Origin of the sequence: Planotetraspora silvatica (genome assembly GCF_016863315.1) — a bacterium.
Taxonomy (GTDB): Bacteria; Actinomycetota; Actinomycetes; order Streptosporangiales; family Streptosporangiaceae; genus Planotetraspora; species Planotetraspora silvatica.
Window position 1 is genome coordinate 47,921 of the sequence record NZ_BOOQ01000044.1, and the last position, 26,960, is coordinate 74,880.

General features: G+C 67.4%; 25 protein-coding genes. 12 read left to right on the forward strand and 13 right to left on the reverse strand.

Annotated features, from left to right (window positions below):
- The first annotated feature begins 29 nt into the window (after positions 1–29).
- Together Psi02_RS29950 and Psi02_RS29955 are read left to right on the forward strand one after the other, a co-directional pair.
- Complete coding sequence (locus tag Psi02_RS29950) at positions 30–1,436, forward strand: bifunctional cytidylyltransferase/SDR family oxidoreductase (protein WP_203979182.1); 1,407 nt, start codon at positions 30–32, stop codon at positions 1,434–1,436.
- 34 nt (positions 1,437–1,470) lie between these two features.
- Positions 1,471–3,333, forward strand: coding sequence for a CDP-glycerol glycerophosphotransferase family protein (locus Psi02_RS29955; RefSeq protein WP_203979183.1), 1,863 nt, complete (start codon positions 1,471–1,473; stop codon positions 3,331–3,333).
- Here Psi02_RS29955 and Psi02_RS29960 read toward each other — a convergent pair.
- The gene (locus Psi02_RS29960; protein WP_203979184.1) at positions 3,238–4,296 is read right to left on the reverse strand and encodes a glycosyltransferase family 2 protein; all 1,059 of its coding nucleotides are present in this window, start codon (positions 4,294–4,296) and stop codon (positions 3,238–3,240) included. The genes Psi02_RS29955 and Psi02_RS29960 overlap by 96 nt on opposite strands.
- 59 nt (positions 4,297–4,355) lie before the next feature.
- Between Psi02_RS29960 and Psi02_RS29965 the strand changes: the two genes are divergently transcribed.
- The 5 genes from Psi02_RS29965 (at position 4,356) to Psi02_RS29985 (ending at position 8,484) form a co-directional block, all read left to right on the forward strand.
- Complete coding sequence (locus Psi02_RS29965; protein WP_203979185.1) at positions 4,356–5,900, forward strand: LCP family protein; 1,545 nt, start codon at positions 4,356–4,358, stop codon at positions 5,898–5,900.
- A gap of 216 nt (positions 5,901–6,116) precedes the next feature.
- The gene (locus tag Psi02_RS29970; RefSeq protein WP_203979186.1) at positions 6,117–6,941 is read left to right on the forward strand and encodes an ABC transporter ATP-binding protein; all 825 of its coding nucleotides are present in this window, start codon (positions 6,117–6,119) and stop codon (positions 6,939–6,941) included.
- Positions 6,938–7,717, forward strand: coding sequence for an ABC transporter permease (locus tag Psi02_RS29975; RefSeq protein ID WP_203979187.1), 780 nt, complete (start codon positions 6,938–6,940; stop codon positions 7,715–7,717). The genes Psi02_RS29970 and Psi02_RS29975 overlap by 4 nt, the downstream gene beginning before the upstream one ends.
- 42 nt (positions 7,718–7,759) lie before the next feature.
- Positions 7,760–7,954, forward strand: a complete 195-nt coding sequence (locus Psi02_RS29980; RefSeq protein ID WP_203979214.1) for a helix-turn-helix transcriptional regulator — start codon at positions 7,760–7,762, stop codon at positions 7,952–7,954.
- A complete protein-coding gene (locus tag Psi02_RS29985; RefSeq protein ID WP_203979188.1) occupies positions 7,951–8,484 on the forward strand; it encodes a hypothetical protein in 534 nt (177 codons plus the stop codon). The genes Psi02_RS29980 and Psi02_RS29985 overlap by 4 nt, the downstream gene beginning before the upstream one ends.
- A gap of 32 nt (positions 8,485–8,516) precedes the next feature.
- Here the strand turns inward: Psi02_RS29985 and Psi02_RS29990 are convergent, their stop codons facing one another.
- Together Psi02_RS29990 and Psi02_RS29995 are read right to left on the reverse strand one after the other, a co-directional pair.
- A complete protein-coding gene (locus Psi02_RS29990) occupies positions 8,517–9,053 on the reverse strand; it encodes a GNAT family N-acetyltransferase (protein WP_203979189.1) in 537 nt (178 codons plus the stop codon).
- Positions 9,054–9,106: 53 nt separating this feature from the next.
- Positions 9,107–9,253 (reverse strand): hypothetical protein, encoded by a 147-nt coding sequence (locus Psi02_RS29995; protein ID WP_203979190.1) that lies wholly within the window; start codon positions 9,251–9,253, stop codon positions 9,107–9,109.
- A gap of 196 nt (positions 9,254–9,449) precedes the next feature.
- On the opposite strand from Psi02_RS29995, the gene Psi02_RS30000 reads away from it, so the two are divergent.
- Positions 9,450–10,355: a glycerophosphodiester phosphodiesterase gene (locus Psi02_RS30000; RefSeq protein ID WP_239095283.1), complete on the forward strand. Its 906-nt coding sequence runs from the start codon at positions 9,450–9,452 to the stop codon at positions 10,353–10,355.
- A 33-nt stretch (positions 10,356–10,388) separates the two neighbouring features.
- On the opposite strand, the gene Psi02_RS30005 is transcribed toward Psi02_RS30000, so the two are convergent.
- A complete protein-coding gene (locus tag Psi02_RS30005; protein ID WP_203979191.1) occupies positions 10,389–11,105 on the reverse strand; it encodes an RDD family protein in 717 nt (238 codons plus the stop codon).
- A 212-nt stretch (positions 11,106–11,317) separates the two neighbouring features.
- Here Psi02_RS30005 and Psi02_RS30010 point away from each other — a divergent pair, with 212 nt between their 5' ends.
- Complete coding sequence (locus Psi02_RS30010; RefSeq protein ID WP_203979192.1) at positions 11,318–11,962, forward strand: hypothetical protein; 645 nt, start codon at positions 11,318–11,320, stop codon at positions 11,960–11,962.
- A gap of 156 nt (positions 11,963–12,118) precedes the next feature.
- Here Psi02_RS30010 and Psi02_RS30015 read toward each other — a convergent pair whose 3' ends face one another.
- From Psi02_RS30015 to Psi02_RS30030, 4 genes are all read right to left on the reverse strand, one after another.
- Positions 12,119–13,708: a calcium-binding protein gene (locus Psi02_RS30015; RefSeq protein WP_203979193.1), complete on the reverse strand. Its 1,590-nt coding sequence runs from the start codon at positions 13,706–13,708 to the stop codon at positions 12,119–12,121.
- A gap of 798 nt (positions 13,709–14,506) precedes the next feature.
- Entirely contained in the window at positions 14,507–15,097 is a 591-nt protein-coding gene (locus Psi02_RS30020) for a class I SAM-dependent methyltransferase (RefSeq protein ID WP_203979194.1), read from the reverse strand.
- Between the two features lie 196 nt (positions 15,098–15,293).
- Positions 15,294–15,698, reverse strand: coding sequence for a nuclear transport factor 2 family protein (locus Psi02_RS30025; protein ID WP_203979195.1), 405 nt, complete (start codon positions 15,696–15,698; stop codon positions 15,294–15,296).
- A 95-nt stretch (positions 15,699–15,793) separates the two neighbouring features.
- Positions 15,794–16,660: an aldo/keto reductase gene (locus Psi02_RS30030; RefSeq protein ID WP_203979196.1), complete on the reverse strand. Its 867-nt coding sequence runs from the start codon at positions 16,658–16,660 to the stop codon at positions 15,794–15,796.
- 203 nt (positions 16,661–16,863) lie between these two features.
- Between Psi02_RS30030 and Psi02_RS30035 the strand changes: the two genes are divergently transcribed.
- A complete protein-coding gene (locus Psi02_RS30035; RefSeq protein ID WP_203979197.1) occupies positions 16,864–17,775 on the forward strand; it encodes a helix-turn-helix transcriptional regulator in 912 nt (303 codons plus the stop codon).
- 391 nt (positions 17,776–18,166) lie between these two features.
- On the opposite strand, the gene Psi02_RS30040 is transcribed toward Psi02_RS30035, so the two are convergent.
- Positions 18,167–18,439: a hypothetical protein gene (locus tag Psi02_RS30040; RefSeq protein ID WP_203979198.1), complete on the reverse strand. Its 273-nt coding sequence runs from the start codon at positions 18,437–18,439 to the stop codon at positions 18,167–18,169.
- Positions 18,440–18,837: 398 nt separating this feature from the next.
- On the opposite strand from Psi02_RS30040, the gene Psi02_RS30045 reads away from it, so the two are divergent.
- A complete protein-coding gene (locus Psi02_RS30045) occupies positions 18,838–19,512 on the forward strand; it encodes a hypothetical protein (RefSeq protein ID WP_203979199.1) in 675 nt (224 codons plus the stop codon).
- Between the two features lie 222 nt (positions 19,513–19,734).
- Here the strand turns inward: Psi02_RS30045 and Psi02_RS30050 are convergent, their stop codons facing one another.
- The 4 genes from Psi02_RS30050 to Psi02_RS30065 form a co-directional block, all read right to left on the reverse strand.
- A complete protein-coding gene (locus tag Psi02_RS30050; RefSeq protein ID WP_203979200.1) occupies positions 19,735–20,163 on the reverse strand; it encodes a hypothetical protein in 429 nt (142 codons plus the stop codon).
- A 455-nt stretch (positions 20,164–20,618) separates the two neighbouring features.
- Positions 20,619–22,241 carry a purple acid phosphatase family protein gene (locus Psi02_RS30055; RefSeq protein WP_203979201.1) on the reverse strand — a complete coding sequence of 541 codons (1,623 nt, stop codon included), beginning with the start codon at positions 22,239–22,241 and terminating at the stop codon, positions 20,619–20,621.
- 639 nt (positions 22,242–22,880) lie between these two features.
- Complete coding sequence (locus Psi02_RS30060; RefSeq protein ID WP_203979202.1) at positions 22,881–23,375, reverse strand: hypothetical protein; 495 nt, start codon at positions 23,373–23,375, stop codon at positions 22,881–22,883.
- 273 nt (positions 23,376–23,648) lie between these two features.
- Positions 23,649–24,812, reverse strand: a complete 1,164-nt coding sequence (locus Psi02_RS30065) for an acyl-CoA dehydrogenase family protein (protein WP_203979203.1) — start codon at positions 24,810–24,812, stop codon at positions 23,649–23,651.
- A 195-nt stretch (positions 24,813–25,007) separates the two neighbouring features.
- Here Psi02_RS30065 and Psi02_RS30070 point away from each other — a divergent pair, with 195 nt between their 5' ends.
- Positions 25,008–26,360, forward strand: coding sequence for a UDP-glucose dehydrogenase family protein (locus Psi02_RS30070; protein ID WP_275415295.1), 1,353 nt, complete (start codon positions 25,008–25,010; stop codon positions 26,358–26,360).
- Positions 26,361–26,960 lie beyond the last annotated feature (600 nt).

The window sequence follows — 26,960 nt, forward strand, 5'->3', positions numbered from 1 at the left end:
CGCGGGTATGGTCAGGTGGGGAGGAGATCATGATCGCGGAGTCACGCCTTCGGACGGTCGGAGTGGTGCTTGCCGGAGGTATCGGGCAGCGGATGGGCCTGAACACGCCGAAGCAGCTACTGAAGATCGCCGGCAGGACGATCATCGAGCACACGCTCGACACGTTCGACGGCCATCCGGAGATCAACGAGGTCGTGGTGCTGATGGCCCCCGGCTTCGTCGACGAGGCCGCGGAGCTGGTGCGCAGGAACGGCTACACCAAGGTGAGCAAGATCCTCGAAGGCGGCGCGAGCCGTACCGAGTCGACGTGGCGCGCCCTGCAGTCGCTGGGCGAACAGGAGTGCGACGTGCTGCTGCACGACGCCGTCCGGCCGTTCGTCGAGCCGCGGGTGATCAGCGAGTGCGTCGCCGCGCTCCGCCACCATGAGGCCGTGGACGTGGTGATCCCGTCGTCCGACACCGTCCTGGTCGCCGCCCCCGGGCCGCACGGCGACATCGTCCACGAGATCCCCGACCGCTCCCTGCTCCGGCGGGGACAGACCCCTCAGTGTTTCCGGTTGTCGGTCATCCGCGAGGCCTACCGGCGGGCCTTCGCCGACCCCGGGTTCGGCGCGAGGCCCGCGACCGACGACTGCGGCGTCATGGTGCGCTACCTGCCGGACGTGCCGATCCACCTGGTCGCGGGCAGCGAGCAGAACATGAAGGTCACCCATCCGATCGACGCGTTCATCGCGGACGGGCTCTTCCGGCTGCGTGGACGGGCGGCTCCGGCGCTCACCGACGACGAGTGCCGCCGCGGTCTCGACGGCAGGACGCTGGTGGTCTTCGGCGGCGGGCACGGCGTCGGAGCCGAGCTCGCCGACCTCGCCAAGGGTTACGGCGCGACGGTCCGCTCGTTCTCCCGGAGCCGGGGCGGGGTGCGCGTGGAGGACGCCGGCGCCGTGGACGACGCGCTCGCGCACGTGCACGCCGAGACCGGCCGCATCGACCACGTCGTGAACGCCGCCTCGGCCCTGCACGTCGGCAGGCTGGCCGACACCGGGCAGACCGCCCTCGCCGAGATCGTGGCGGTCAACTACCTCGGCCCGGTCAACATCGCCAGGGCCTCGCTCGGGTATCTGGCCGAGACCCGCGGGCGCCTCCTGCTCTGTGCGTCGTCCTCGGACGTCCGCGGGCGGGCGGGCCGCAGCCTCAACTCGTCCACGGCGGCCGCCGTCGTGAACCTCGCCGAGGCGCTCGCGGACGAATGGGCCCCCCAGGGGGTCCGGGTCAACTGCCTGAACCCCGAGCGGGCGGTCACGGCCACTCCTGTCGCGCCCTCGGCGGACTCCGGTGTCACCGGCACGATTCCACCGGAGGCCGTCGCCCGCACCAGCCTCGACGTCCTGCTGTCCGACCTCACGGGACAGGTGGTGGACATCCGCCTCAGGCGATGATCGGAAACGCCCTCCCCTGGGTAGGCAGCGGTGCATGGAGGGATCGTTCACGGGGAGAAACGCCCTGCTCATCGGGGTGTTGCTCGCTTCTTATCCGGCATTGCTCGCGGCCGCGCTGTGGCCCGCCACATGGGCCTTCGCGGTCGCGGCGGCTCTGTCGTACGCGGCGGAGGCCGGCCTGCGCAAAGCCGTCCGCGACCGACTCGGCAGGATTCATCTCGGATCGATGCTCCGGTACACGGCCAGGGAACTCGCCGTCGTGGTGCTGCTCGCGCGCGTGGCGGGAACCGAGTCCCGCGGTTTCCTCCTGTTCGCCGGCGGGCTGTTCGCCCTCCACTGCGTGTGCGTCGCGCAGACCGCGCTGGCGACCTATCTGAACAGCTGTCACCACCTCATGCCGGTCACCGCGGCGAACCTCGACCTGTCGGCGCTGCGGATCCCGCCCGCACCCCCCGCGAGGCTCGTGGCGTGGCGTGGCACCCGGTTGCTGCCCCTCGACGCGCTGCCCGTGGGGCTCGCCGCGTTCGGCGCGCTCTCGGCCACCCCCTGGCCCGGCGTCGCCGGCGCGGCCGCCGCGGTCCTCGTGGTGCTCGCCGCCGCCCTCACACTCGTCCCGCACGTACGGCGGGCGACCCACCTGCGGGACCGCGCTCAGGTCATCCAGGCGGTCGACGAGCAGGTGCGCGCGTACGCGCCCGAGGTCCTGCTCTATTTCTCCGGCTCGGTGAAGTCGGTCTACCAGGCGACCATGTGGCTGGAGACCCTGGAGCGCATCGGCCGCAGGACGGTCGTCGTCCTGCGGCAGCGCAGCCTGCCCGCCGTCCTGGGACCGACCACGCTGCCGGTGGTGTGCATCCCCTCGGCCGTCGACCTCATGAACTTCCGCGGCCTCGACTCGGCCGGTGTCGCCCTGTTCGCGGCCAACGTGGGCAACAACATCCACCTGCTCAGGAAGCCGGGCGTCACCAGCGTGTTCATCGGGCACGGGGACAGCGACAAGGAGGCCTCGTTCAACCCGTTCACGAAGGTGTACGACGAGGTCTGGGTCGCGGGCCCGGCCGGGCGGGAGAGGTACCGGCACGCCGAGGTCGGGGTCCGTGACGAGGCCATCGTCGAGGTGGGCCGCCCCCAACTCGCCGCGGTGCTTCGCGGCAGCCCGTACACCCGGGGGACGCTGCCGGTGCCGACGGTTCTCTACGCGCCGACGTGGGAGGGCTGGACCACCGACCTGTTCCACACCTCGATCGACCTCATGGGTCCGCGTCTGGTGCGGGCGTTGCTGAACGAGCCCGTCCGGCTGATCTACCGGCCCCATCCGCTGACCGGCCACAGGTCGGCGGCCGCGCGGGCCGCGCATCGGAAGATCATGGCTCAGCTGCGGGACGCCCACGCGGACGGCCCGTGGGCACACGTGGCGGTGACCGGCGGAGGGCCCGATCTCTACGAGTGCTTCAACCAGGCCGACCTGCTTATCGGAGACATATCGAGCGTCGTGTCGGACTTCGTGGCGAGCGGCAAGCCGTACGTCGTGACGAACGTCGCGGGGCTGCCCGACGACGAGTTCCGCGCGCGCTGTCCCAGCGCGCGTGCGGCCTACCTCCTCGGCCATGACCTCGGCGGCCTTACCGGCGTCCTCGCCTCCCTCAGGGAAGGCGAGGACACCATGGCCGCGGCCCGCCGCGAACTGCGCGCCCACCTGCTGGGCCCCGACGAACCGGACGCGCTCACCCGCTTCGACGAGGCGGTCGGCAGAGCGGTCGCCCGTTCACGTGCCGGACGGGCCGTCGGGACCGGCGGAGCCTCAGTCCTCGAACAGGTCCTGCAGGCGCGCCCGCTCGGCCTCGGGCCGGGTCTTGCTGAGCCGGGACGGGCTGGTGAGGAAGCCGGTGCCCCATGACAGGTGCATCGTCGCGTAGACGAGCGGGAGCCGCAGGAGCGCGGCCGGGGACAGGCCTCGTCCGGTGAGCACCGACCCGGCGAGGATCGCCACGATGTAGGCGGCGGGAATCAGCAATCCCGGCCAGAAGAACGGTGAGACGACCAGACCGAGGACGATGGCCAGCACCGCCGCGGGCGGGGCCAGGTAGCGCAGGTTGATCGTGCCCTTGTGGGTGCGCGAGACGACCCGCCGCCACCGGCCGTAGTGGAAGTACTGCTTCGCCAGCGCCCGGGCGTTCGGCCGGGGCCGATAGGACACCCGCATGCGCGGCTGGAACCACACCAGGCCGCCGGTCTCCCGGATGCGGTGGTTCATCTCCCAGTCCTGGGCACGCTGGAAGTGCTCGTCGTAGCCGCCGACCCGGTCCAGCGCCTCACGCCGGAACACGCCGAGATAGACGGTGTCCGCCGGGCCGGCCTCGCCGCCGGTGTGGAACCGCGCGTTGCCGACACCGATCTTGGAGGTCATCGCGCACGCCACGGCCTGCTCGAACGGGCTGACCCCTTCGGCGGCCATGATGCCGCCGACGTTGTCGGCGCCGGTCTCCTCCAGGGTCTCCACGGCTGCGCGCAGATAGTCGGCTGGGAGCATCGCGTGCCCGTCGACCCGGGCGATGACGGGATTGCTCGAGGCGGCGACGGCCACGTTCAATCCGTTGGGAGTGCGGCCGGTCGGGTTGGCCACGACGACGACGCGGGAGTCCTCGGCCGCGATCGCGTCGGCGACCTCCTGCGTGCGGTCTCGGGACGGGCCGACGCTGATGACGACCTCGATGGGACCGTCGTACTTCTGGTCGAGGACCTGCATGACGGCATCGCGCAGGTGCCGTTCCTCGTTGAGTACCGGCATGATCACCGATATGGGGGGCCAGTCGCGCGTGGGGGTCTGGCCAGTTTGGCGCGAGTCGGGAAAGGGCTTCATGGCTGCGCTCACGCTACTGTACGGAGGGGTGGAGACGGCAACCGAAAGGGTGACCGCGAATGCCTGGCGACGACGATGAGATCGGCGACTCCGGCGTCCACGTAGGCGGCGACGCCTACGGCGGGATCAGGATCGCAGCCCGTCGCGCCCGCCGAAGCCGGACGAACCTCCGCTCTCTTCTCATCTCGGGCTCGTTGTCCAGCGCCGTTCTGATCGGATCCGGCGTGCTGTGGGTGATCCCCAACTACGCGGCGAGCCAGATCCAGTCCGTCGACGCGGGCACCACCGACACCCCCGCGCAGGGGGCGATGAACATCCTGCTCGTCGGCGTCGACAAGCGCGACGACCTCAGCAGGCGGCAGCAGAACCAGCTCCACCTCGGCCGCGAGGCCGGCGAGCGCAGCGACACGATGATGGTGCTCCACCTTTCCGAGGACCACAAGAAGGTCACGGTCGTCAGCCTGCCCAGGGACACCTGGACCGAGATCCCCGGCAACGGCACGCACAAGATCAACTCGGCGTACCAGTTCGGCGGGGCGAAGCTGGCGGTGAAGACGGTCGAGCAGGCCACCGGGCTGCGCATCAACCACTACGTCGAGGTCAACGTGCTCGGCTTCATCGACGTCGTGGAGTCGCTGGGCGGCGTCACCGTCTGCACTCCCATCGCCATCGACGACCCGAAGACCAAGCTCTCCCTGCGGCCGGGCACCTACAACCTCAACGGCGTCGACGCGCTCGCGTACGCGCGTACGCGAGCCACGGCCCGCGCGGACCTCGACCGCATCGACCGGCAGCAGCAGGTCATCTCGGCGCTTCTCGGCAAGGCGCTCAGCGGCGGCACCCTCGCCAATCCGGCCAAGCTCGCCGGGCTGGTCAGTTCCACGCTCAAGACGCTGACCGTGGACAAGGCCCTGTCCGACGATCTGCTCGGGCTGGCCAACCAGCTCAAGGACGTCTCCACCGACGACGTGTCGTTCGCGACCGTGCCGCTGTCCGACGTGAACTACAAGGCGCCGACGGGCGAGTCCGCCGTGTTGTGGGACAAGCCGGCCGCGCGGGAGCTGTTCCGGCAGATCTCGGCGGACGAATTGCAGGCCGGGCCGGTCAAGCGCCGCTCCCCCGCCCCGTCCGCGCCGGTCTCCGCTCCGGCTTCCCCGCCCGCCTCCGCGCCGCCCTCCCCGGGCGCCACGCCGTCCGCGTCCGCGACCGCGACCGCGCTGACGATTCCCCCGGGACGCATCGCGGTCCGCGTCCTCAACGGCACCCTGATCACCGGGCTGGGCGCCAAGACCAAGGCGAGCCTGCTCGCGGCGGGCTTCATGGTCCCCTCGACTCCCGGTGACGTGCCCGAACGGAACGTCACCAACACCGTGATCCGTTATCCAGCCGGCCGCGAGGACTCGGCCCGGACGGTGGCCGCCGCGTTCCCCGGAGCCGAGCTGCGGGAGCGGAAGGACATCCAGAGCATCGAGGTCGTCGTCGGCCAGAAGAACAACAAGGTCAAGAAGGTGAAGGTCGCGACCGTCAAGCCGTCTTCCACGCCGGCGTCGATCCCCTCCGCCCGTACGGCCACGCAGAACATCTGCAAGAACCAGGCGAACTGACCAAGGCGCGTTGCCGCCGGAAAGCCTGAACCTCCTGTTCGCGGGGCGGAAGCCGAGACGGAGTCGCGCCCCACGGCCCACTTCGGCGCGCGCCGGCACGTCCACCGCGAATTGAGGATCATCCGCTGATTCGCGCCGCCAACCACGCACCCCACCATCACTATCGATCGTCATAGATATTGTCGAGTCTGTAGTAGATGTACTACATTCCATGGCATGGATACTGTGATCAACGTCCGCGGGCTGCGGATGTCGTACGGCGAGCGACAGGTCCTGCGCGGGATCGACCTGGACCTGCGACGGGGCGAGACCGTCGCCCTGCTCGGCCCGAACGGCGCCGGGAAGACGACCACGATCGAAATCCTCCAAGGGCTGCGGACCAGGACGGCGGGCGAGGTCCAGGTGCTCGGCGAGGACCCGGCGCGCGGCGGAGACGCCTGGCGGGCGAGGCTCGGCACGGTGCTGCAGGACTGGCGCGACCACCCTCGCTGGCACGTGCGGACCCTGCTCGACCATGTCGCCGCCCACTACCCCACCCCGTGGGACACCGGAGAGCTGCTGAAGACGCTCGGCCTCGACGGGCACGCGATCGCCAGGGTCCGGGAGTTGTCCGGCGGGCAGCGCAGACGGCTCGACGTGGCGCTGGGCATCGTCGGCCGGCCCGAACTGCTCTTCCTCGACGAGCCGACCACCGGCTTCGACCCGGAGGCGCGCAGGGAGTTCCACGAACTCATCGAGGGCCTGGACACCACGGTCCTGCTCACCACGCACGACCTGGCCGAGGCCGAGCGGCTCGCCGACCGCGTCGCCGTGCTCCTCGACGGCCGGATCGCCGTCTTCGGCACCCCGCAGGAGGTGGCGACAGCCGTACAGGCTCCCTCCCTGGTGCGGTGGCGGGACGGGACCGAGCAGACCGACGACCCGTCGGAGCTGGCCTGGCGGCTGCACCAGCGGTACGGCGGACCGGTCCCCGAACTGGAGATCCGGCGGCCGAGCCTCGAAGAGAGCTACCTCAACCTGGTGGAAAGGAGCGCGGCATGACCACGATGACGCTGGGGATCAGGCGCGGCCTGATCGAGCAGAACGCCATCCTGCGTGACCGCAAGGAACTGAGCACCAACATCGCGGGCCTGATCATGTACCTGATGCTCATCCTCTGGATCGGCCGCAACCCCGCAGGCGGCGGCGTCGGGATGACCGCGTTCATGACGGTGGGCTTCGTCGCGTTCACGGTGTTCTCCGCCGGGATCATGACGCTGCCGATGCTGATCGCGGCCGACCGCGAGGAGGGCGCGCTGCTCCGGCTGCGCATGCTTCCGCGTGGCATCCCCGTCTACATCACGGGCAGGGCGGTGTCGCTGACGCTGCACATCGCCGTGCACTCGGCGCTCATGCTGGCGATCGGCGGCGCGATCGGCGGCCTCGCGCTGCCCTCGAGCCTGTACGGCTGGGCGACGCTGATCTGGGTGCTGGGCCTGGGCGCGCTCTCGGTCATCCCTCTGGGGGCGATGATCGGGGCGATGTTGCCCACCGCCAAGGCGGCCGCGGCGGCCGTCGGCCTCCCGAGCATGCTGCTGATGATCGCTTCGGGGGTCATGGTCCCCATGACGATGATGCCCGCGCCCGTGCAGTGGGCCGCGCAGATCTTCCCGCTCTACTGGCAGGGACACGGACTGCGGGCGGCGTTCTTCGCCTCCCCCGGCGGCGAACTGCACGGCACGTGGGAGCTCGGCACGGCCGCGATGGTGATGGGCGCCTGGGCGGTCGCCGGTATGGTGCTGGCACCGTGGCTGCTGCGCAGGGTCACAGGCAAGTGAGGATTCCCGGTGTCCAACGAGGTCGTCTACAACAGGATCCCGATGCTCAGGGCGGAGCGTGGGATCTCCCGCAAGGATCTGGCCACGGCTCTGGGTGTGCACTACCAGACGGTGGGCTACCTGGAGCGGGCCGAGTACAGCCCCTCGCTGTTCCTCGCATTGAAGATCGCCGAATACTTCGAGGTGCCGGTGGAGGTCGTCTTCTCCCTCCATCCGTTCGCCAGGCTGGGGTCGTGATGAACACGTGGGAGAAGCGGCGGGACCGGCTGGAGAGCCTCCCGGCCAATCGCTGGTGGTCGACCAGGCCGGCGCGGCGGCGTCTGGTGGTCGCGGGCACGGCGGCGCTGGTCGTCCTCTGGGCGGGACTGGTGGTGATCGCCCAGTACGCGCCGAGCGACCTGGCGCGCAACGTCTACCTGTCCATGTTCGGCCTCAGCCTGGTGGTCGGACTCCCGGTCATCAGCTGGCTGCACGCGGCCACGCGGGGCGCCCTCTACCTTCCTGAGCGCTTCCTCGACGAGCGTCAGCTGATCGAAAGACGCCGGGCCTACACGTCGGCCCACGGCGCCACCACCCTCGTCCTCGGCACGCTGTTCGTGCTGGCGAACTTCGTGAGCTGGCAGGACGGCCCTCTCTCGATCACCATCCCAATGGCGCTGATCGCCCCGACGGCGCTGACGCTGGCCGCGACCCACTACACGATGCCGCTGCTCATCGCCGGCTGGCGCCTGCCCGACCCGCCGCCGGACGACGACGAGGACGAGTAGGAGAAGCAGGACAAGCAGGGGGGCGTCGGCGATCAGGCGTGAGACGCCCATTCCCCGGCGAGAAGGCCCAGGACTGCCTCATCCGCGTACGCACCCCAGACCCAGGCGGAGCGCCTCAGCGTGCCCTCCCGGACGAACCCCGCTCTGATCGCGGCCGCGATCATCGGGGCGTTGTCCGTGAGGGTCTCGATCTGCAGACGCCGCAATCCGAGTACGGCGAACCCGTACTCGGACAGCGCGCCGAGGACATCGGCGGCCAGCCCGCGGCCGCGGAACGCGGGTCGCAGGGAGATCCCCACGTGGGCCGTCCTGTTGTGCGTGTCGATGCCCCAGAGCAGGGCCTCGCCGGCCAGTTCCCGCGACTCCGACTCCACCACGGAGAAGCACGCCGCGTCGTCCGACGGCGCGGCCACCGCGTACGGCGAGTGCCCCGAGGCCGGCGCGATGGGGCGCCACGGACGCGAGTCCGCCCGCGACCGTGTCACCACGTCGTCGTACAGCTCGGATTGGAGAACGGGGACGTCACCGTCATGCCGGGCCCGCAGGATGACCCTCTCGCCGTGTATCACGGAGCATTGCTACAGGAGGGGCCGTAGACGATCAACCGGATAACCCGCGGATGCTAGGGGAGTATGTCGGCATTGGTCCGCGGTCCCATGGTCATCATGCGCTCGATCTGCCCCTCGGTCGGCGGCCCCGGCAGCTCGCCGGGCACGGCCTTGGGGAAGACCCCGCCCTCCCCGCGGACCGGAAGACGGGGTTTTCGCATGTCAGCGGCTACTTCAGCAACTTGCGGGCCATCACCTGGCCAGGCCACTGGGATAGGGGTGACAAGAGTTGGCCACGCGGCGCTCGAATGCTCACCTGCCGGGAATCAATGGGGTTACTCGCCCATTCGCCTGCAATCGTGATCAATGGTCGAGTTCAGATCGTGGCAGGCCTGACCGAGTACGGGGAGATCTGAGTTGCGCCGAGTCGGCCTCATCGTCACGACCGCCCTGGCCGCCATGGCGGTGGTCGCGACCACAGCGGCCGCCGATCCATCAACGGTGATCGGCGTCGCCCACCGCGGAGCGTCGGCGTACGCGCCCGAGAACACCGTCGCGGCCTTCGAGCTGGCCGCCGAGCAGGGCGCGGACATGTTCGAGCTCGACGTTCAGGAGACCAAGGACCACAAGCTGGTCCTGATGCACGACACGACGCTGAACCGCACCACAGACGCGGAAAAGGTCTTTCCCAACCGGAGCTCCTGGAAGGTGGGCGACCTGACCCTCGCGCAGATCCGCAAGCTCGACGCCGGTTCGTGGGCCGACGCCGATTACGAGGGCGAACCGGTGCCCACTCTCGGCGAGGCGCTGGGCGCGATGCGGGGAAGCGGGCTCGACCTGCGGCTGGAGATCAAGTCCCCGCACCTCTACCCGGGCATCGAGGGCCGCATCGCCGGCACGCTGCGCCGCAACTCCTCGTGGCTCAGCGAGAACCGGCTCGTCATCCAGTCGTTCGACAGGGACTCCCTGCGTACCTTCAACAAGGAGCTGCCCCAGGTGCCCATCGGCCTGCTCGGGACACCGAGGACCGCGGATCTCGACGACCTCGCCAAATTCGCCGACGAGATCAACCCGCCGTACGCCGACGTCACCCCCTCCTACGTCAAGTGCGTACACGACAACGGCATGAAGATCTTCACCTGGACCGTGAACGATCCCGACGACATGAGCCGCATGACCTCCTACGGCGTAGACGGCATCATCACCGACAAGCCAGACGTGCTGAGCGAGATGGCCGCCACCCCGGACCAGCTGCCGATCACCACGGAGATCACGCACCTCCAGGGGCCTGTTCCTGCTCGGCTACAACATGATCGCGGCTAGGGCGATCATCACGGTCATCCCGACGCCGGCCGTCTACCCGTGTCTGCGGGTCTTCACCACGACGGTCTCCGCCGCCTTGTCATGCAGGCACTGCCGTGCCATCGGGTCCTGGAACAACCAGAGGCTGTTCGCGAGCGCGAAGAGGCCTCCGATGATCGGCACGGCCGGAGGCAGGGCGTAGACCGCCGCCCTGCGCCAGGCCGCGCCGGGGGTGACGCGCACGCGCGTGGACATGGCGACCACCTCGATCTTCAGCAGGCGCTTGCCCAGAGTGCGACCCCATACCGCATGCTGGATCCCGTCGTAGACGAAGCACAGGGCGGCCGCGATGGGCGCCATGAGAAGCCCCCACTTGAACGTCGTCACCTCGAACGCCAGGAGATCCTGCACGTCGACGGGGCGGCCCTCGGCCGACTGCCGCATGATCGCGAGAAACTCGTCGGAGATCGAGAACACCAGGAGCACGTAGGCCGGTGAGATGAGGACGCTGAGGATCGTGCTGTCGATCAACCTGGCGAGAAGCCGCTCCCACCACTCGGCGAGCGTCGGGTCGCCCACCGGCCGGCGGAACGCGGCCGGCGGGCCTGGCGGTGGCCACTGACCACCCGGCGGATAGACGGGCGGCGCATACCCGGGCCACCGGGGGCCGGTGGCGTAAGGGTGTGGGCCGGTCGATGGGCCCGGAGGGGGGTATCCGGCGCCGAGCGGTGGATTGGGAGGGGCGGGCTGTTCGCCAGGGGGCTCGGTCATGCCGCCATCCTGAGGCATCCGGTGCTGGCCAATCCACCCTTATCTGGACGATCCGTTCCTGGGCCGTCTTCCGCCGCGCTACCGGCTCGTTCTACGCCACACGGCACTGCGACAACTTCTCGGAAGCGACTGTCCTCATTGACATCATCGCTCCTAAGAGAGAGCATTGCTCTCGAAGCAGAGCAATGAGTCGCCTTTATGGGAGGCCTGACATGACCGCCGTTCCCCCCGCACGCTCGACCGCCCTGTCCCTCGGCGGGGCCGGGATCCTGTTCCTGCTGTATCCGGTGATCCGGCCCTACTCGGACGAAACGTCGGCGGCCGGGGCACGGGCGATGGCCTCGTCCGCCTGGATGGCCGCCCACCTGCTCGCCGTGGCCGGGTTCATCCTGCTGACGCTGGGCCTGCTGGGCCTGTACCTCGTACTCGGCCGACGCCTCGCGCTGCGCGCCGCCATCACAGCCTGGATCGGCGTGGGGCTCACGCTGCCCTATTACGGCGCCGAGGTGTTCGGCCTGAACGTCATCGCCGTGCGCGCCGTGCGCGACCGGGACGCCTCGCTGCTGCAACTGGCCGACCAGTTCCGATACGGCCCGGCCGCGATCACCATGTTCGGGGCCGGGCTCGTGCTGCTCGCCGTCGGCGCGGTCATGGCGGCGGTGGCGGTCTGGAGGTCGGGCGCGCTTCCACGCTGGAGCGCGGTCCCACTCGCGGCCGGCTTCGTCCTGTTTCTCCCGCAGTTCTTCGGTACGCCGGCGCTGCGCATGGCGCACGGCGCACTGATCGCGGTCGGCGGCGTCTGGCTCGGCGTCGCGCTCTGGCGGGCGCGCCGCGCCCCGCTCTCGCGGACCGCCTGAGTGGACCGGCGACGGAGCAAGATCCTTTAGGCGTGCCGGATCGGGGCATGACGAACCCCGCCGCCCACACCAGGGAAGCGGGGTTTTCGCATGCCAGGGGCTACTTCAAAGATCTCCCATGGTGTGCGGACGGACGACGAGTCCGTCTGGAGGAGATCACGACTGGCCAGAGATATATGTGCACTGGTCGAAAGTGTTGGTGCCGGGACCGCCGGCGCATGAGTTCAAGAACCGGGGCCCGCCATCGAGGTAGTCGTCACCGACCATACCGACGAGGACGTCCTTCTCACCATCCCCGCCGTAGAGCTGGTCGTCGCCGGCCATGCCGAGCAACGTGTCGCTGCCGTCCTGGCCGAACAGCCACTCTCTGTTTTCGCGGCCGCTCAACGTGTCATTGAAGGCGGAGCCGAAGATCGCCTCGAAGTCGTTGAAGACCTGGTCGCCTTCGCCCGGCATGCCATTGGGCGTCAAGCGGCTGAGACTCACGTCCACTCCAGCCGTGGCCGAGCCGTACAACACCGCGTCCGTGCCGTATCCACCGTTCATCGAGTCGGCGCCGTCGGCGCCGTCGACCACGTCGTTGCCCTCGTTACCTTCGATCCGGTCGTCACCCCCGCCGCCGTAGATGGCGTCGTCACCGGTGCCACCGTCAATGGTGTCATCGCCGCCCAGACCGCATATAACGTCGTTGCCGCCGTAACCGTAGATGATGTCCGGATCAGGAGAACCGTAGATGACGTCGTCGCCGGGCGAGCCGTAGATGGTGCCAGAGCCTTCGATCGTGCCGAAGTCACCGGCGCAGTCCTGAGCTTGATCGCGGCGGACAACGCCTGCCCACCCGTTCTCGGTGATGCCAACGACGGCGAGGTAGCGGCCGGTCCTCGACAGTGCGGGCATGTACCCCAACTCGGTGCCGTCCACGTTGGTCAGCGTTCTCTGGCTTCCCGTCGCGAGGTTCCGAAATATCAGCCTGCGGATCGTGCCACCTCGGTAGGCAACGTAGCGGCCGTCCGCGGTGATTCGCGGTGTGGAGAAGGCGTCCGTCGGCGCGTCACCAGTGGCCCCTCCGGTCTCGTCGGTGCTGACCAGGGTGGTGGTCCCAGTTCTGAGGTCCTGGAGATACACGTCGGGCTGGTCGTTGGCGTCCTGTGGCAGCAGCCGCTCCCGTGTCGTGAACACGAGCTTGCCGTTGTTGCTGATGGAGGGCGGAGCCCACACCGGATAGCGCTCTGGAGCGGTGTCGAGGATTCGGGTGTATCGCCCGGTGACCTGGTCGAGAACCGACAGGTGAGTCGTCTCGTCGGCTTCCTGCCACCGGTAGGCGACGTACTGGCCGCCCGGGCTCACCCCCGCGTGGGTGTAGTTCTCGGCGAGGTTCGCGTTATCCGGGGCCAGCGGATCCTTGAACAGCCGCGTTACGCCACTCACGAGGTCGTGGACGTACATGCGGTCCCCCGGCGTTGTCACGCCGGGGACCAGATCCGTGGCCATCGAGTGGAAGACCACGGTACGGACGCCGTCGAACGTGGCGTTGTTCCCCTGCCCATCGGGAATGGCGTCCTGCGTATCACGGACATCGCTCGCAACCGACCAGGTGACGGCACCGGTAGTGAGGTCCATCGCGTTGATGCGGCAACTGTAACCCTGCGCGCAGGGGGTGCGGTACACGACCTGAGTGCCGTTCTCATTGAGACCCAGGCTGAGTCCGGGGACGGTCTTCGTCTCTCCCGTCTTCAGGTTGGTCACGTACGACGTGTAATCCCAGCCTGGGGGGTTGGGATTATCGAGGATGTAACTGACCACGCTGCCGTCAGCGCTGATGCCACCCGATTCCCCAAAGTAGACCGAGTAGCCTCCCGGCTCGAGGTATGACGTCTGGTGAATCCCAACTTCCGGAAGGTGCAGGCTTCGGATGACCTCGAGATCTGGGCCTCCGCCGGCCGACGCCGGAGCAGGCTGAATCGCCAACGTCGCAGACAGTGTTACCGCCGCCAGCGCAAGGGCGGTTCTTCCTGACCTCATGAGACGTCTCACAGAACTTCCTTGATCAGATCCAGAGCGGGCGTCACCTACGGCTCAGGCGTGTGATTGGCCATGAAGAGCGAGATGATCAGGCTGATCATGAGCGGATCCGTTTTCCCACCAGCGAATCTGGCATGAACATCAAGCCAAGCCTGTAACTACTCCTACTGCGAGAGTTCGCCCCTGATCACCTCATTACGAGTTAAGACACGACCGTCCAGAAGCGTCCACCGTTATCTCAATGGCCCTGGTCGGACGGTGTTGATGAGGTCATTCGGTCCAGCATCGTCCAGACCCGTCCACGGGTGTTGTTAGCAGCCGCGTTAGCAAGATCACTTAATAGGACGCTCGTCGGGGCGCCATCCGTGGCCACCGTGAACAGTGCCGATCCCGATGCAACCTCGCGCACCTGGTCAACTGGTAGGTCCTCGACACCGGCCGGCGCGGACGCCTGAGCGACTTCCCGGATCGATCTGCCAGCACGGCGTGGCCTGGTACGCCGGCCGTCCGGTGGTCCCGCTGTCATGGCTGGGGACGACGGCAGTGATACACCAGGGCCGGAGGCAGATTCGCCCACACGGTCCGCCCGAGTACGACTTCTTCGAACCGATCCGCCAATGACCGGCGGAACCGGCGAGCCGGGATGGACCGGCGGGCATGGACATAGGCGAAGGTCGTGAATGCACCCTGTGGTGACAAGGCATCCACGACGGCGTCGAGCAGTTCACGCTGTCGATCGTGCCGAAACGACGCCCACGGCAGGCCGCTGATGATGGCATCGGCCTGACCGAGGCCGCGCTCGGCGAGGATGGTGGAGACGTCACGGGCATCCGCCGTGACCGCGTCGAGGCCGGCGAAGCGTTCGGCCAACAGGGCGGTGAAACGCTCATTGACGTCGAAGGCGATATGCCGCCCGCGCCCGTCGAGTCGCTCTTGAATCGTCCGGCTGAACGCACCGGTGCCGGAGCCAAGTTCCACGACGACCGGTTGCCCCATTGACGGAATCGGTGATGTTATCTGCCGGGCGAGAGCTTTGCCGCTCGGTATCACCGATGCGACAACGGTTGGCGCCTTGGCGAACTCACGGATGAACGGAATGAGAGTGTTGTTCACGACGTCTTCTTTCTAACCGACGAAACAGCACCACATCCCGGCGGGCACCGCCAATCGGGGTACTCGCACAAGCCCCCTTACGGGATGCGGGCCGGGCCTACCCCCCGATCGGATGGACGCCAAGGAGGCTGCGGTCCGCGAGTTTCCTCTACCAGGTGAGGAGCGGTGGAGGACGATCAGCGAGGCCGGGTGTGCGTTACACGACCTTGGGCTGGTCGATCAAGGTGCCGGCCTCGTGGTAGAAAAGCCGATTCTCGACGATCTTGCCGTCCTTGATGGTGAATTGCTCGATGAAGCGGGTCAGCTCTCCCGTCGCGACGTCCGTGATGCCGACGCACGCCGCGACGCGGTCGCCGTCCGCGATGGTGTAATGCACCGTGATCTTGGAGACGTCGAGGTAGTTCGGCAAGACCTGGGCGAGGCCGAGGAATTCGTCCTTGCCGTGGTAAGCCTTCCCGAAGGGCAGGAACACCGGCTCGATGACCGCGACGTCCTCGGACAGGTAGGAGAAGACTCCCTCGACGTCGCCGTTGTTCGCCGCTGCGAACATGGCTTCGACGATCGCGCGGTTCTGCTCGGTCAGTGATGTATCTGCGGACATGGCGTTTCTCCTTTGAGGCGCAGGCTCTCGTGCGTCGAGAACCCCGTTGGGGTCCGGTGTTCGGGCTGGTGGCGGCACACTCGTCGCTGTTGGTTTCAGCGGTCGATCATGGACTCGTTGAAGTCGTCGTGCCGGGCGCCGGTGGCCGGCGTGAGGGTGTCGAGCCGCTGCAACTGGTCGGCGGTCAGGATGACGCCGTCGGCGGCCGCGATGTCCCGCACTTCCTCCACAAGCTGCAGGTTCTGGTAGAAGGCCTCGCCGATAAAGCGCGGATTGGTCTTGCGCCAGTCGCCGTCGGGAATCTCTTCCGGCGTGCGGATCTGGCCGGTCAGGAACCCGTGCCCGAGCGGCGCATAGGGGACGAGGCCAATGCCCAGCTCGCGTAGCAGGGGCAGCAACTCGGTCTCGACGTCGCGGGTCCACAGGGAGTACTCGGTCTGCAACGCGGCAATCGGGTGCACAGTGTGGGCGCGGCGGATCGTGTCTGGCGAGGCCTCGGACAGGCCGATGTGCAAGACCTTGCCCTCGGCGACCAGCTCGGCCACGGTGCCGATGGTCTCCTCGATGGGGGTGTTCCGGTCGACCCGGTGCTGGTAGTAGAGGTCGATCCGGTCGGTACGCAGACGCTTCAGGGAGCCCTCGACGGCGGTGCGGATGTTGGCCGGACTGCTGTCGAACGGGCCAGTTCCATCCCCGGCATGGGACAAGATGCCGAACTTCGTGGTGAGGACGACCTGGTCGCGCCGACCCTCCAGCGCCTGACCGACGATTTCCTCGCTGTGAAACGGTCCGTAGCTTTCAGCGGTGTCGACGTGGGTGACGCCGAGGTCGAGCGCGCGATGGATAGCGCGGATGGATTCAGCGTCGTCCAGGCCGCCGCCGGACAGGAGAGTGCCGGCCATGGACATAGCACCCAGACCGATCCGGGAAACCCGCAGGCTCCCCAGCATGGCGTGCTGCATCAAGAACTCATTTCTCGTCGAGACTGTCGAAGGAAGGTGCATCAGAGGGAGCGGCGAAGGACGGCGTCCCCGGCATCCGGGCGCCGATCTCGATCTCGCCGACACCCAGCCAACATCGGGTTCACCACATCCCGACAGACACTGCGAAAAGGGGTACTCACAGGGACCCCTTCCGGGCGCGGGCCGGGCCTACCCTTGATCTCATGGACGAGAAGGAGGCCGCGCGGGCGGCGGTCCGCGAGTTCCTCACCACCCGCCGCGCCCGGGTCACCCCAACCGACGCCGGCCTTCCTCCGCAGGGCACCCGCCGTCGGGTCAAGGGCCTGCGCCGGGAGGAGGTCGCGTTGCTCGCCGGGGTCAGCCCGGAGTACTACGTGCGGCTCGAACGCGGCCAGGCAACCGGGCCCTCCGCCGGAGTCGTCGACGCCGTCGCTGACGTCCTGCGTCTGGACGACGACGAACGCGCTCACCTCGGCCGGCTGCTCGCCGCTCTGACCCCCGCGGCCCGCAAGCGGAGCCGCGGCACGGCGAAGGACCTGGTCACCCCCGGAATCCGGGTGCTGCTCGACTCGATGGACCACCTACCCGCAGTGGTCTTCAACGGCCGATTCGACATCCTCGCGACCAACACACTGGGGCGCGCACTCCTCGCACCCGTCTACGACATGCCCGGACGGACGAACAGCGCCCTCTTCCTGTTCCTCGACGAGCCCAGGGCCCGGAACCTGTACCCCGAGTGGGACCGGATCACAGCCGACATCGTGGCGATGCTGCGCATCGAGGCCGGCCACCACCCCCATGACCCCGACCTGACCGAACTGATCGGACAACTCGCCACCCGCAGCACAGAATTCCGCACCCGCTGGGCAACCAACGACGTACGAATCCACCGAACCGGCACCAAGACCTTCCGGCACCCACTCATCGGCGAGGTCACACTGCCCTACGAGACCCTCCGCATCGACGCCGCCTCCAGCCAGATACTCACCGTCTACGCCCCCCAACCCGGCACCCCCGAAGCCGACGCGATCCGCCTCCTGGCCAGCTGGAACGCCGACAACCAACGGAACAGCAGCCCGACAGCAGGAACACGCGGCCAGAACCTCGAAGACTAACTTGATCTTTAACCTGCGGTCGGTCGGTATCGACCCCGGCTGACCTTGGGGACGGACACGCTCAACTACGCCGCAGATTGGTTTGCGGCAGCGTCCAACCGCCCGGCTTCTCGTACGCGACCGAAGATCCCCTAGCATGCGGCCTTGACGTGACATTGCCGTCAAGAGAGATCAAAAACGCCCCGGTCGTGATCTTCCGTTCTGGCTGTTCAGGTGCTGTGGTCAGGGGCAGGTTCGAACTGCCGACCTTCCGCTTTTCAGGCGGACCAATCACCCTGCTCAGATAGAGAAAACCGTGGTCAGATGGGTGTGGGCGGTAGCCGGAATGTGCCCTCGTCTGGGGATGTTGCTGTCAGCGCTGCTGTCACCTCGGCATGGTCACCCGCGACTCCTAATCCCACCGAATGCGTAGGCCCTCCGTCTCGGCTCTCTTCGCCAGCACAGCCCTCAGCGCCTGCTTCTCGGGTTCGGTAAGAGCCGTCGTCGCCGGCCGAGTCCAGTACAGCGTGCCGTTGAGAACGATCGACCAGTCGGCATCGGTGCTATCAGGAAGTGCCTCGGCATACACGTCGATCTCCTGCTGCCGCAGAGTGCAAGTGATGAGGAGTGCACGAAAGCTCGGCCTGGTGATCGACACGGTGAAGTCACCAACGACGTCTGCCATGAGCGCGATTATCCCGCTCTTGGAAAGCGCCAGCAGGCGCGCCCCTCTGTCGGCCTGGAGGCGGACGATTCGCGGCAGAAGCGTATGCGTACGCGGCGTATGCCCGGCGCTCCGCCTCGCAGGTACGCCAGCGAACTACCCCTGTTGCACGCCGAACTGCCGACGGTTTTACAGAGCCCTGCCTACTGAGCTCTCCTACCGTCCTTGACGTGCTGAAACGCCATGGGGACCGGTAGCCGAGCGCTTACGGCGACGCGCATACGACGCGGGCCACCTCACTCCTCTCGGATCCTGACGGCCACGGCCCGGTCCACCGATTGCGTGTTCCCAGATTCGTGCGGGAGGATCTTCTCGGATCGCCCATAAGGGGGTATCAAATCGCAGGTTCGGGGACCAGAATGCACCAGCTTAAGGGAGTGCCGGTTCTCCGGACAGAGGTCAGAATCGCGGCCGTTGTGGTGCGGGTCATCCTGCTCGCCGTTCTACTCTGGGGCAGCTTGGTCGCCGTTCTCAGCGCCTTGCCTCGGGAACGTTCCGCCGAGGATTTTCACGCACGGTGGGACGCCGGACAGATCACCTACCTCGCCTACCGGACCGACTGGTCGACGTCGGAGCCAATGCTGGATCTGCGCTGGTCGACCGGGCCGCTTGCCTGGCATCACACCCAAGTCCCCGAGACCTGGCGTGAGCTGCAGGGACGCCTTTCCAGTCCCATCAAGGTGATCGCGGAACGGCGGAAGTCCGGCGAGGACGACGGCCGCTGGCTGATGGCCGTATGGCCGTTCAAGATGTCCGACATCGGAGCGGGCCCGCTCGTGCCGATCGCCTGGTTCGTCACGCTGCTTGTCATGCTCGGCACCGATCGGCACCGCCTGGGCAATCGGTGGGCGTGGTTGTGGCTGTTCACGCTCGGCCAGTTCGGCGCCTGTTTCTACCTGGTGTTCGAGCCCCGGCCGTTGTGGTGGGGGCTTGAGGACCGCAGGCCCGCGACCGGGCGGATCGGTGGTCTCCAGGGCCTCGTCTTCGCATTCGGCGCTCAATTGGTCATAGGGCTGCTCTTCTCGATCTCGTAAACCGCTCCCCTGTTCCTGGGGTGAGTTCGAGTCCGGTAGCTCGCGGCGGCGTTCCCTGCGGGCTCGTACGTCTGACTTCCTGCTTGCAAACGGGAGCCAGTCACGACGTAGAGGGCTCCTCGCCCTGCTGAAGAGGGAGTTACCGGCCGGTGGCGTGTGGTCGTGTGAGACGGCGTTGCTGTACGGGTTGCTGTACAGCCTCTGTCTGGCCCCGGGTTCGCCTTAGCCGTCTCCCTCGGGACGCCTTGGCACACCGGGCGACTCGAACAATCGGGGTAGCGGCTCTTCGGGGGAGAGCCGTCGCCTGTCCGGGCCATGCTTAGCCCGGTAAGGCTCCGCGTTCACGCTCATCCGGCGCTTCTCATCGAGGGGCACATGCCCCGACTGGTGCCTCGCCTGACGCTTCGCCACGTAAACATTCATCGCGATCAGCAATCGCGCGGAGACAGCGAAGAAGAGACCTAAACCACCAGTAAGCATCCACGGGATGGGCCACTCCCCATCCACCCATGCGGCAACGCTGAACCCGACGAAGGGAATACTGCCAAGGCCCGCGCTGGAGAGCATCGGATGCCGGTACATCCAGCGCTGCAGCCCACGATGGGGCGGAATGAGCTGCACGAGCGCCCCGACAAGCAAGTCCAGCAACACGCACGTTGCTCCATCCAGACAAAGGGTTCGGGCGGATACAAAAGGGCGACCGGCCGACACACTACGCCTGCCCTGATCTCCCGTCTGCTGTCGACCCATCACGTAGCGCAGGGGGGCCGGCCATGTGCAGACCGCTTCCTTATCAGGCAACCAACGCAGCCCTCTGGCCTGGCACCTCATAGGGATTGAACTGCCGGAACCGTCCACCACGGTCCCCGCTCGTCCGCTGGTGTCCGTCCCGATTGTCACCCAGTTGGTCACCCGCTTCTTGCGCGACTCGATCAGCACGCAGCCCGCCGCTAGCCGCCAACTGGTGTTCAACGCCGCACCGGCGGTTCGCCGAACCTGCCACCCCGGACGAGGGCGTCAGCTGCGATCTCTTCGACTGTCGAGCAGGGGCCGGGACGTGGTCCCGGCCCCTGGGGGTCCGACGATTGAGGCTGCTGGCGAAGGGGTTAGTGGTGGTGGTTGCCGCCGTCGCTGCGCCGGCGCTGCAGCGTGAACTGCTCGAACACCTTCAGCTCACCTGTCGGGGTGATCACGTTGTAATAGGTGACATAGATCCGGGTCATGTCGCCCGGGTGGCGGCCCGGGTCGACGGCGAACTCGGCGAAGCCGTAGGGGTGCATGTCGTCGCGGACACCGATCCAGACCGCGGCCTCCTGCTCCTTGACCGAGTTGAACTTGCCGACGTGCTCCGTCTGGACGTACGCCGAGTGGTGGCCGTGGCCGTCGAAGTCGTCCATCGTGAAGCTGGTGTTGGTGACGCCGGAGACGCCGCCGCCGCCGAGGATCATGTGCGTGGTACCGAACTCGCTCTCGACGACGTCGGTGGCGCTCTGGCTCGGGTTGGGCGTGAGGGTTGCGCTGCCCGGCACGACACCACGGACGGCCAGCGAGCGCTCGTAGTCGTGCTCGTGGCCGCACACGACCAGGTCGACGCCGTACTTGTCGAACAGCGGGCCGTACGCCGCACGCAGCGCCAGGTCGGGGCCGTTCGCCGCGGTCGCGGAGCTGATCATCACCTGGTGCATGCAGACAACGATCCAGTCGATGTCCTTGGAGGCACGAGCCGCCTTGAGCTCCTTCTCCAGCCAGGCGAGCTGACGACCGCCGGAGTAGCCGCGGTTGTAGATGTCGCCACCCTCCTGCAGCGCGATCTCGTCGTTCTGCAGGGCGATGACCCGGACCGCGCCCACCGTGAAGGCATACCAGAGGTTGTCCAGCTCGGGGTCGGTCTCGGTCGAGGGCAGCTCGAAGTAGGTCTGGAACGCGTCGAAGCCGAGCACGCCGTTGCCGGCCTCGATCTCGTGGTTGCCGGCGCACGGCATCCACGGACGGAACCGCGCCGAGCGGCTGTTGTTGGTCAGGTAGTGGTTCCATGTGCGAACCCGGTCGGGGCCGCTGTTCGCGTAGCACAGGTCGCCGTTGAGCAGGTGGAACAGCGGACCGACCTTCTCCACGCCCGTGACGATGTCACCGGCGGCCGGAGTGGCGTTGGGCTCGAAGTCGCGGCCCGAGGCGTCGACCGGGTTCGAACCGTTCTTCCACGTCACCGTCGGCGAACCCTGGTCGCCGAAGCTGGTGAACGTGAACGGCGCTCGACCCGACGGCGCTGTGTGGAACGTGCCCGCGTCCGGCGTCGCGCCGTCGTGCTGGGCGGCGTAGAGGTAGTCGGTGTCGGACTTGAGCTTGCTCAGCAGCGCGTGGTGCGCCCAGACGGTCTTGCCCGAGTGTCCGTCGGTGTAGGACTTCGTGACCGCGGACGCCGTGGACCCGAAGCCTCCGTTGAGCGTGCCGTAGACGACCCGCGGGTTCTTCACCTCCTCATCGGTGATCCACGAGACCACCATCTGGCTGCGCGGGTCGCCACCGAACTGGAGGTGCAGGCCCTGGACCGGCGTGGAGCCCGAGCCGTTCCTGAGGCTTCGTACCGCCGACGAGGCCGGGTACGCCTCGGCCTCGGCGGCACGTGCACCGAGCAGCATCGGCCCGGCCGCGACACCAGAGGCTGTCGCCCCGAACACGCCGAGCGCGTTGCGGCGCGAGATTCGAGTCTGCTTTCGTTCTTCGGACATTCCCGTGGCCTATCAGTCGTCGGAGGCTAATCGAGCACCGAGGGATGGCAGCAGTCCGAGCCCGAGAGGGCCGCGGGAGGCCAGCGGCGCACGTCGCAGATGTTAGGGAGCAGGCTGATTAACACGGCTACGCAGGCATGAACGACAGATGGCAGTCACGGCAACGAACAGCAGCACAGGCCACGCCCTGGGCCATTACCGATGGCCACTGACGCTCGCAACACCCGTGCCGTTGATAAGGCGGGAGGGGATGCGAACCCAACCCGCAGACCTGGCTGCCATCCCGTCTGCCGCCGACCCGCCCTCCGGGGAGCGGGCCGCCGCCCGGTCCGCCACGTCAAGCGGACCTTGACGCACGTTCTGACGCCGGCGGGCCGGGCGGGGGTCTGCTCGGCTTGCCAGGGTCGTCGGCTGGCGGGATGGCCCTGCGCAACCAGGCGTCTCCGTCAAAGAACTCGCCGACTACCTCGGCCACGCCGACCCTGGCTTCACGCTTCGGGTGTACGCCCACATGATGCCCGGCTCTCACGAGCGTGCACGGGGGGCAATTGACATCCGCATGTTCCGTCCGCGTGTCGTCTCTCACGACGCAGCCGCGCGACAGGGCTGATCAGGAGAGAAACCGAGCGACACTAGTGATCAGCACCACGCACCGCCATCATGGCTAGCGGTGATCTCGATGCCGTACTGATCTCGCTCCCCTGTGGCCTCAAGGTCAGCCGGATACCACAGGTGGAGATGCGCTGTGGTCCCGTCAATCGTCTTCGTGAAGCACTGCTCGCCCTGTCCCCTGGGCGGGCCCGTTGGATCGATCTCCGGTGTCCAGCCATCCACCTTGGCCGCTTTCGCGTAGAACGACTGCAACCCTTCCCGAGACTCGACCCCTCGATAGGGCTGCCCCGCATACGCAAACCCGTCATCGCTGTCGCAACCCGAGTAGCGCTCCTCTACGGGCCGCGCATTTAGTGGATGAACATCAAGGATGGGTAAGGACTCAAGCGTGGAGGCGAACCGATCATCCCGGGGAGTACAACCGTAGATACCCCCAGATATCGCCCAAGCCCCTGCTCCGGCAAGACCGATCACAGCCGCAAGACCAACGAGGACAAGGACTGCGACGCCCCAGCGTGTCATGCTCGGGACCTTATACAGAGGTTCCACCGGGCTACCGAATCGATCCGGAAAGCGTAGATTGCCGGAGGCAGTGAGAGCTACGGCCGTTCGTTCACTTCCGTACGACACCCTGCATGATGGCGATCTTTCAGCGAGCTACGAAAGAGCCATGTTCCATCCTCTCGCAGTGTTCTCACGGAACAGGGACGGAACAGTGATCCTTTAGAGCCGCACCTCGGACACAGCGAACCCCGCTCACCAACCATGGAAGGCGGGGTTTTCGCATGTCAGGAGCTACTTCAGCAGCTGGCGGGCCATGACCATGCGCTGGATCTGGTTGGTTCCCTCGTAGATCTGGGTGATCTTCGCGTCGCGCATCATGCGCTCGACCGGGAAATCGCGGGTGTAACCGTACCCGCCGAGAAGCTGGACGGCGTCGGTGGTGATCTCCATCGCGGCGTCGGACGCGGCGGTCTTGGCCGCGCTCGAGAAGAACGTCAGATCCTTGACACGCGTCCCGTGCATGGCGAGCTCCGACTTCGCGGCCGCGGCGTAGGTGAGCTGACGGGCGGCCTCCAGCTTCATCGCCATGTCCGCGATCATGAACTGCAGGCCCTGGAACTCGGCGATCGCCTTGCCGAACTGCTTGCGCTCCTTCACGTAGCCGATGGCGAAGTCCAGTGCGCCCTGTGCGATGCCGAGCGCCTGCGCGGCGATAGTGACACGGGTGTGGTCGAGCGTGGCCAGCGCGGTCTTGAAGCCGGTGCCGGGCTCACCGACCATCCGCGACTCGGGGATGCGAACGTTCTCGAGGATGACCTGGCGGGTCGGCGACCCCTTGATGCCGAGCTTCTTCTCCTTGGGGCCGAAGCCGACCCCTTCGTCGCTCTTCTCGACGACGAAGGCGGAGATCCCCCGGGCGCCGGCCGACGGGTCGGTCACCGCCATGACGGTGTAGTACTCCGAGACCCCCGCGTTGGTGATCCACATCTTGGTGCCGTTGAGCACGTAGTGGTCGCCGTCCTTGACCGCACGGGTCTTCATCGAGGCCGCGTCGGACCCGGCCTCGGCCTCGCTCAGCGCGTAGGAGAACATCGCGTCGCCCCCGGCGACGGGCGTCAGGTACCGCTGCTTGATCTCCTCCGAAGCCGACAGCAGCAGCGGGACCGTCCCCAGCTTGTTGACCGCCGGGATGAGCGAGGACGACGCGCACGCGCGGGCGACCTCCTCGATCACGATGACGGTGGCGAGCGCGTCGGCGCCGGCCCCGCCGTACTCCTCGGGGATGTGGACGGCGTGCAGGTCCGCCGCGACGAGGTCCTTGTAGACCTCCCAGGGGAACTCCTCGTTCTCGTCCGCGGCGGCGGCACGGGGGGCGATCTTTTCGTCGGCGAGAGCCCGAACCGTCTCGCGGAGCATCTCGTGCTCCTCGGCGGGCGCGTAGAGAGGGAAGCTCATAGCGCGATACTAGGCCGCCCGAACAGAAGGTTACTAACCAGTACGGCTCTGCGCGCCGCGTCGTCCCGGAGGGCCGTCAGAACACCGACTCTCCTGGCGGGGGGTGACAACTCCTTGATCGTCGACACCCCCTACGGTTGGGGCAAGAACCAGTTTGCCCACCCGATGCCTGGGGCAGTTGACGGCCTCAGTACGATGCCAGATCACAAAGATTGGGTAAGAGGGGAGCATGCCGTGCCTTACCGTCTCACCGTGCTTGGCACCGGATATTTGGGTGCCACACATGCGGCATGCATGGCCGAACTCGGTTTTGAGGTCCTCGGTCTCGACGTCGATCAGAGCAAGATCGACATGCTGGAGCGCGGCGAGCTCCCGATCCACGAACCCGGCCTAGAGGATCTCCTCCGGCGCAACCTGGAGTCGGGACGACTGCGCTTCACGACCTCCTATGAGGAGGCCGCCGCCTTCGGTGACGTCCACTTCATCTGTGTGGGCACTCCCCAGAAGAAGGGCGAGTACGCCGCGGACGTCTCCTATCTGGACGCCGTCGTCGAGTCCCTCGCGCCGCACCTCGATCGCGAGTGCCTCGTCGTCGGCAAGTCGACGGTTCCCGTCGGCACCGCTGAGCGCCTCGCCGAGAAGCTGGTACGGCTGTCGCCGGCCGGCGCTCAGGCGGAACTGGCCTGGAACCCGGAGTTCCTCCGCGAGGGCTTCGCCGTGAAGGACACCCTGCACCCGGATCGGATCGTGCTGGGGGTCACCTCCGAGCGCGCCGAGAAGGTGTTGCGGGACGTGTACGCGCCGCTGGGCGAGGTTCCCGTCGTGGTGATGGACTTCCCCACCGCCGAGCTGGTCAAGTCGGCCGCCAACGCCTTCCTCGCCACCAAGATCTCCTTCATCAACGCCATGGCCGAGGTGTGCGAGGTCGCCCACGCGGACGTCAAGCAGTTGTCGCTCGCGCTGTCCTTCGACGACCGCATCGGCGGCAGGTTCCTCAACCCCGGCCTCGGCTTCGGCGGCGGCTGCCTGCCCAAGGACATCCGGGCGTTCATGGCCCGCGCGGGCGAACTCGGGGCCGACCAGGCGCTGACGTTCCTCCGCGAAGTGGACGCCATCAACATGCGCCGCCGCGCCCGCATGGTGGACCTCGCCCGCGGACTGGTCGGCGGCTCGTTCGCGAACTGCACGGTCGGCGTGCTCGGAGCGGCCTTCAAGCCCAACTCCGACGACATCCGCGATTCGCCCGCGCTCGACGTGGCCGTCACCATCGGCCAGGAGGGCGGCACGGTCACCATCTACGACCCGGTCGCGCTGGACAACGCGCGGCGCGCACATCCGGACCTCGGATACGCCGACTCGGCTCTGGACGCCGCCCGGGGAGCCGACGTCATGCTGCTGCTCACCGAATGGCAGGAGTTCGTCGACCTCGATCCCGAGAAGCTCGGCACCGTCGTCGCCACGCGGAACATCGTCGACGGCCGCAACGCCCTCGACGCCGAGACCTGGCGCTCCGCCGGTTGGCACTACCGCGCCCTCGGCCGCCCCTGACACCCAAGTAGTCGACCGGCCCCTTCAGACCTGTTCGTGATCATGCACAGGTTCGGCGAAGGGGCCGCCGACGTGCGCAAACCCGGCCCGTGATCATGCGCAGATTCGGAATCTTGCCATGTGACCTGGTCGAACTCCGTACGTGATCATGCACACGGCCGCTCCGTCGCCGACCGGAGGCCGAGCGCGGCCCGATCTCTCCAGGTCGGTGAAGGAGTAGGGGCGGGCCCGGAAGAGCGGGCGCCGAATCGAGACCTGCCAGTCGGCGGATCCCCCCTCAATGGAAACCCCTCCCCGACCACACCCTGACGCGACTCTCCGCCGCAAGCCTGACGCGTTCACGCGGCCGCGCTCAGTCGCCTCCCCGCGCGCACGTGGCGAGTGAACGCATTCGAGGCAATCGCGCTGATCGAGGATGCCCCGAACTCGATTCCGCGTGGCGTAATTCAGGCATTTAACGCTTAGGCGAAATGCGTCCGATAAGCCTCCTACCTCTTTATCTATTTCCTTGCCGATAAGCATTGCTCACTGTCCGTAGTCATGAAATGATTCAGACAGATGTTCGAATGTGATCGGGGGTGGAGTTGTGGGAGAGCTTTT

Bases quoted from the DNA above. Each gene is read 5' to 3' on its own strand.
- Psi02_RS29950 (WP_203979182.1), top strand. From the start codon at position 30: ATGATCGCGGAGTCACGCCTTCGGACGGTCGGAGTGGTGCTTGCCGGA.
- Psi02_RS29955 (WP_203979183.1), top strand. From the start codon at position 1,471: ATGGAGGGATCGTTCACGGGGAGAAACGCCCTGCTCATCGGGGTGTTG.
- Psi02_RS29960 (WP_203979184.1), bottom strand. From the start codon at position 4,296: ATGAAGCCCTTTCCCGACTCGCGCCAAACTGGCCAGACCCCCACGCGC.
- Psi02_RS29965 (WP_203979185.1), top strand. From the start codon at position 4,356: ATGCCTGGCGACGACGATGAGATCGGCGACTCCGGCGTCCACGTAGGC.
- Psi02_RS29970 (WP_203979186.1), top strand. From the start codon at position 6,117: ATGGATACTGTGATCAACGTCCGCGGGCTGCGGATGTCGTACGGCGAG.
- Psi02_RS29975 (WP_203979187.1), top strand. From the start codon at position 6,938: ATGACCACGATGACGCTGGGGATCAGGCGCGGCCTGATCGAGCAGAAC.
- Psi02_RS29980 (WP_203979214.1), top strand. From the start codon at position 7,760: ATGCTCAGGGCGGAGCGTGGGATCTCCCGCAAGGATCTGGCCACGGCT.
- Psi02_RS29995 (WP_203979190.1), bottom strand. From the start codon at position 9,253: ATGCGAAAACCCCGTCTTCCGGTCCGCGGGGAGGGCGGGGTCTTCCCC.
- Psi02_RS30005 (WP_203979191.1), bottom strand. From the start codon at position 11,105: ATGACCGAGCCCCCTGGCGAACAGCCCGCCCCTCCCAATCCACCGCTC.
- Psi02_RS30010 (WP_203979192.1), top strand. From the start codon at position 11,318: ATGACCGCCGTTCCCCCCGCACGCTCGACCGCCCTGTCCCTCGGCGGG.
- Psi02_RS30025 (WP_203979195.1), bottom strand. From the start codon at position 15,698: ATGTCCGCAGATACATCACTGACCGAGCAGAACCGCGCGATCGTCGAA.
- Psi02_RS30030 (WP_203979196.1), bottom strand. From the start codon at position 16,660: ATGCAGCACGCCATGCTGGGGAGCCTGCGGGTTTCCCGGATCGGTCTG.
- Psi02_RS30035 (WP_203979197.1), top strand. From the start codon at position 16,864: ATGGACGAGAAGGAGGCCGCGCGGGCGGCGGTCCGCGAGTTCCTCACC.
- Psi02_RS30040 (WP_203979198.1), bottom strand. From the start codon at position 18,439: ATGGCAGACGTCGTTGGTGACTTCACCGTGTCGATCACCAGGCCGAGC.
- Psi02_RS30045 (WP_203979199.1), top strand. From the start codon at position 18,838: ATGCACCAGCTTAAGGGAGTGCCGGTTCTCCGGACAGAGGTCAGAATC.
- Psi02_RS30055 (WP_203979201.1), bottom strand. From the start codon at position 22,241: ATGTCCGAAGAACGAAAGCAGACTCGAATCTCGCGCCGCAACGCGCTC.
- Psi02_RS30060 (WP_203979202.1), bottom strand. From the start codon at position 23,375: ATGACACGCTGGGGCGTCGCAGTCCTTGTCCTCGTTGGTCTTGCGGCT.
- Psi02_RS30065 (WP_203979203.1), bottom strand. From the start codon at position 24,812: ATGAGCTTCCCTCTCTACGCGCCCGCCGAGGAGCACGAGATGCTCCGC.
- Psi02_RS30070 (WP_275415295.1), top strand. From the start codon at position 25,008: ATGCCAGATCACAAAGATTGGGTAAGAGGGGAGCATGCCGTGCCTTAC.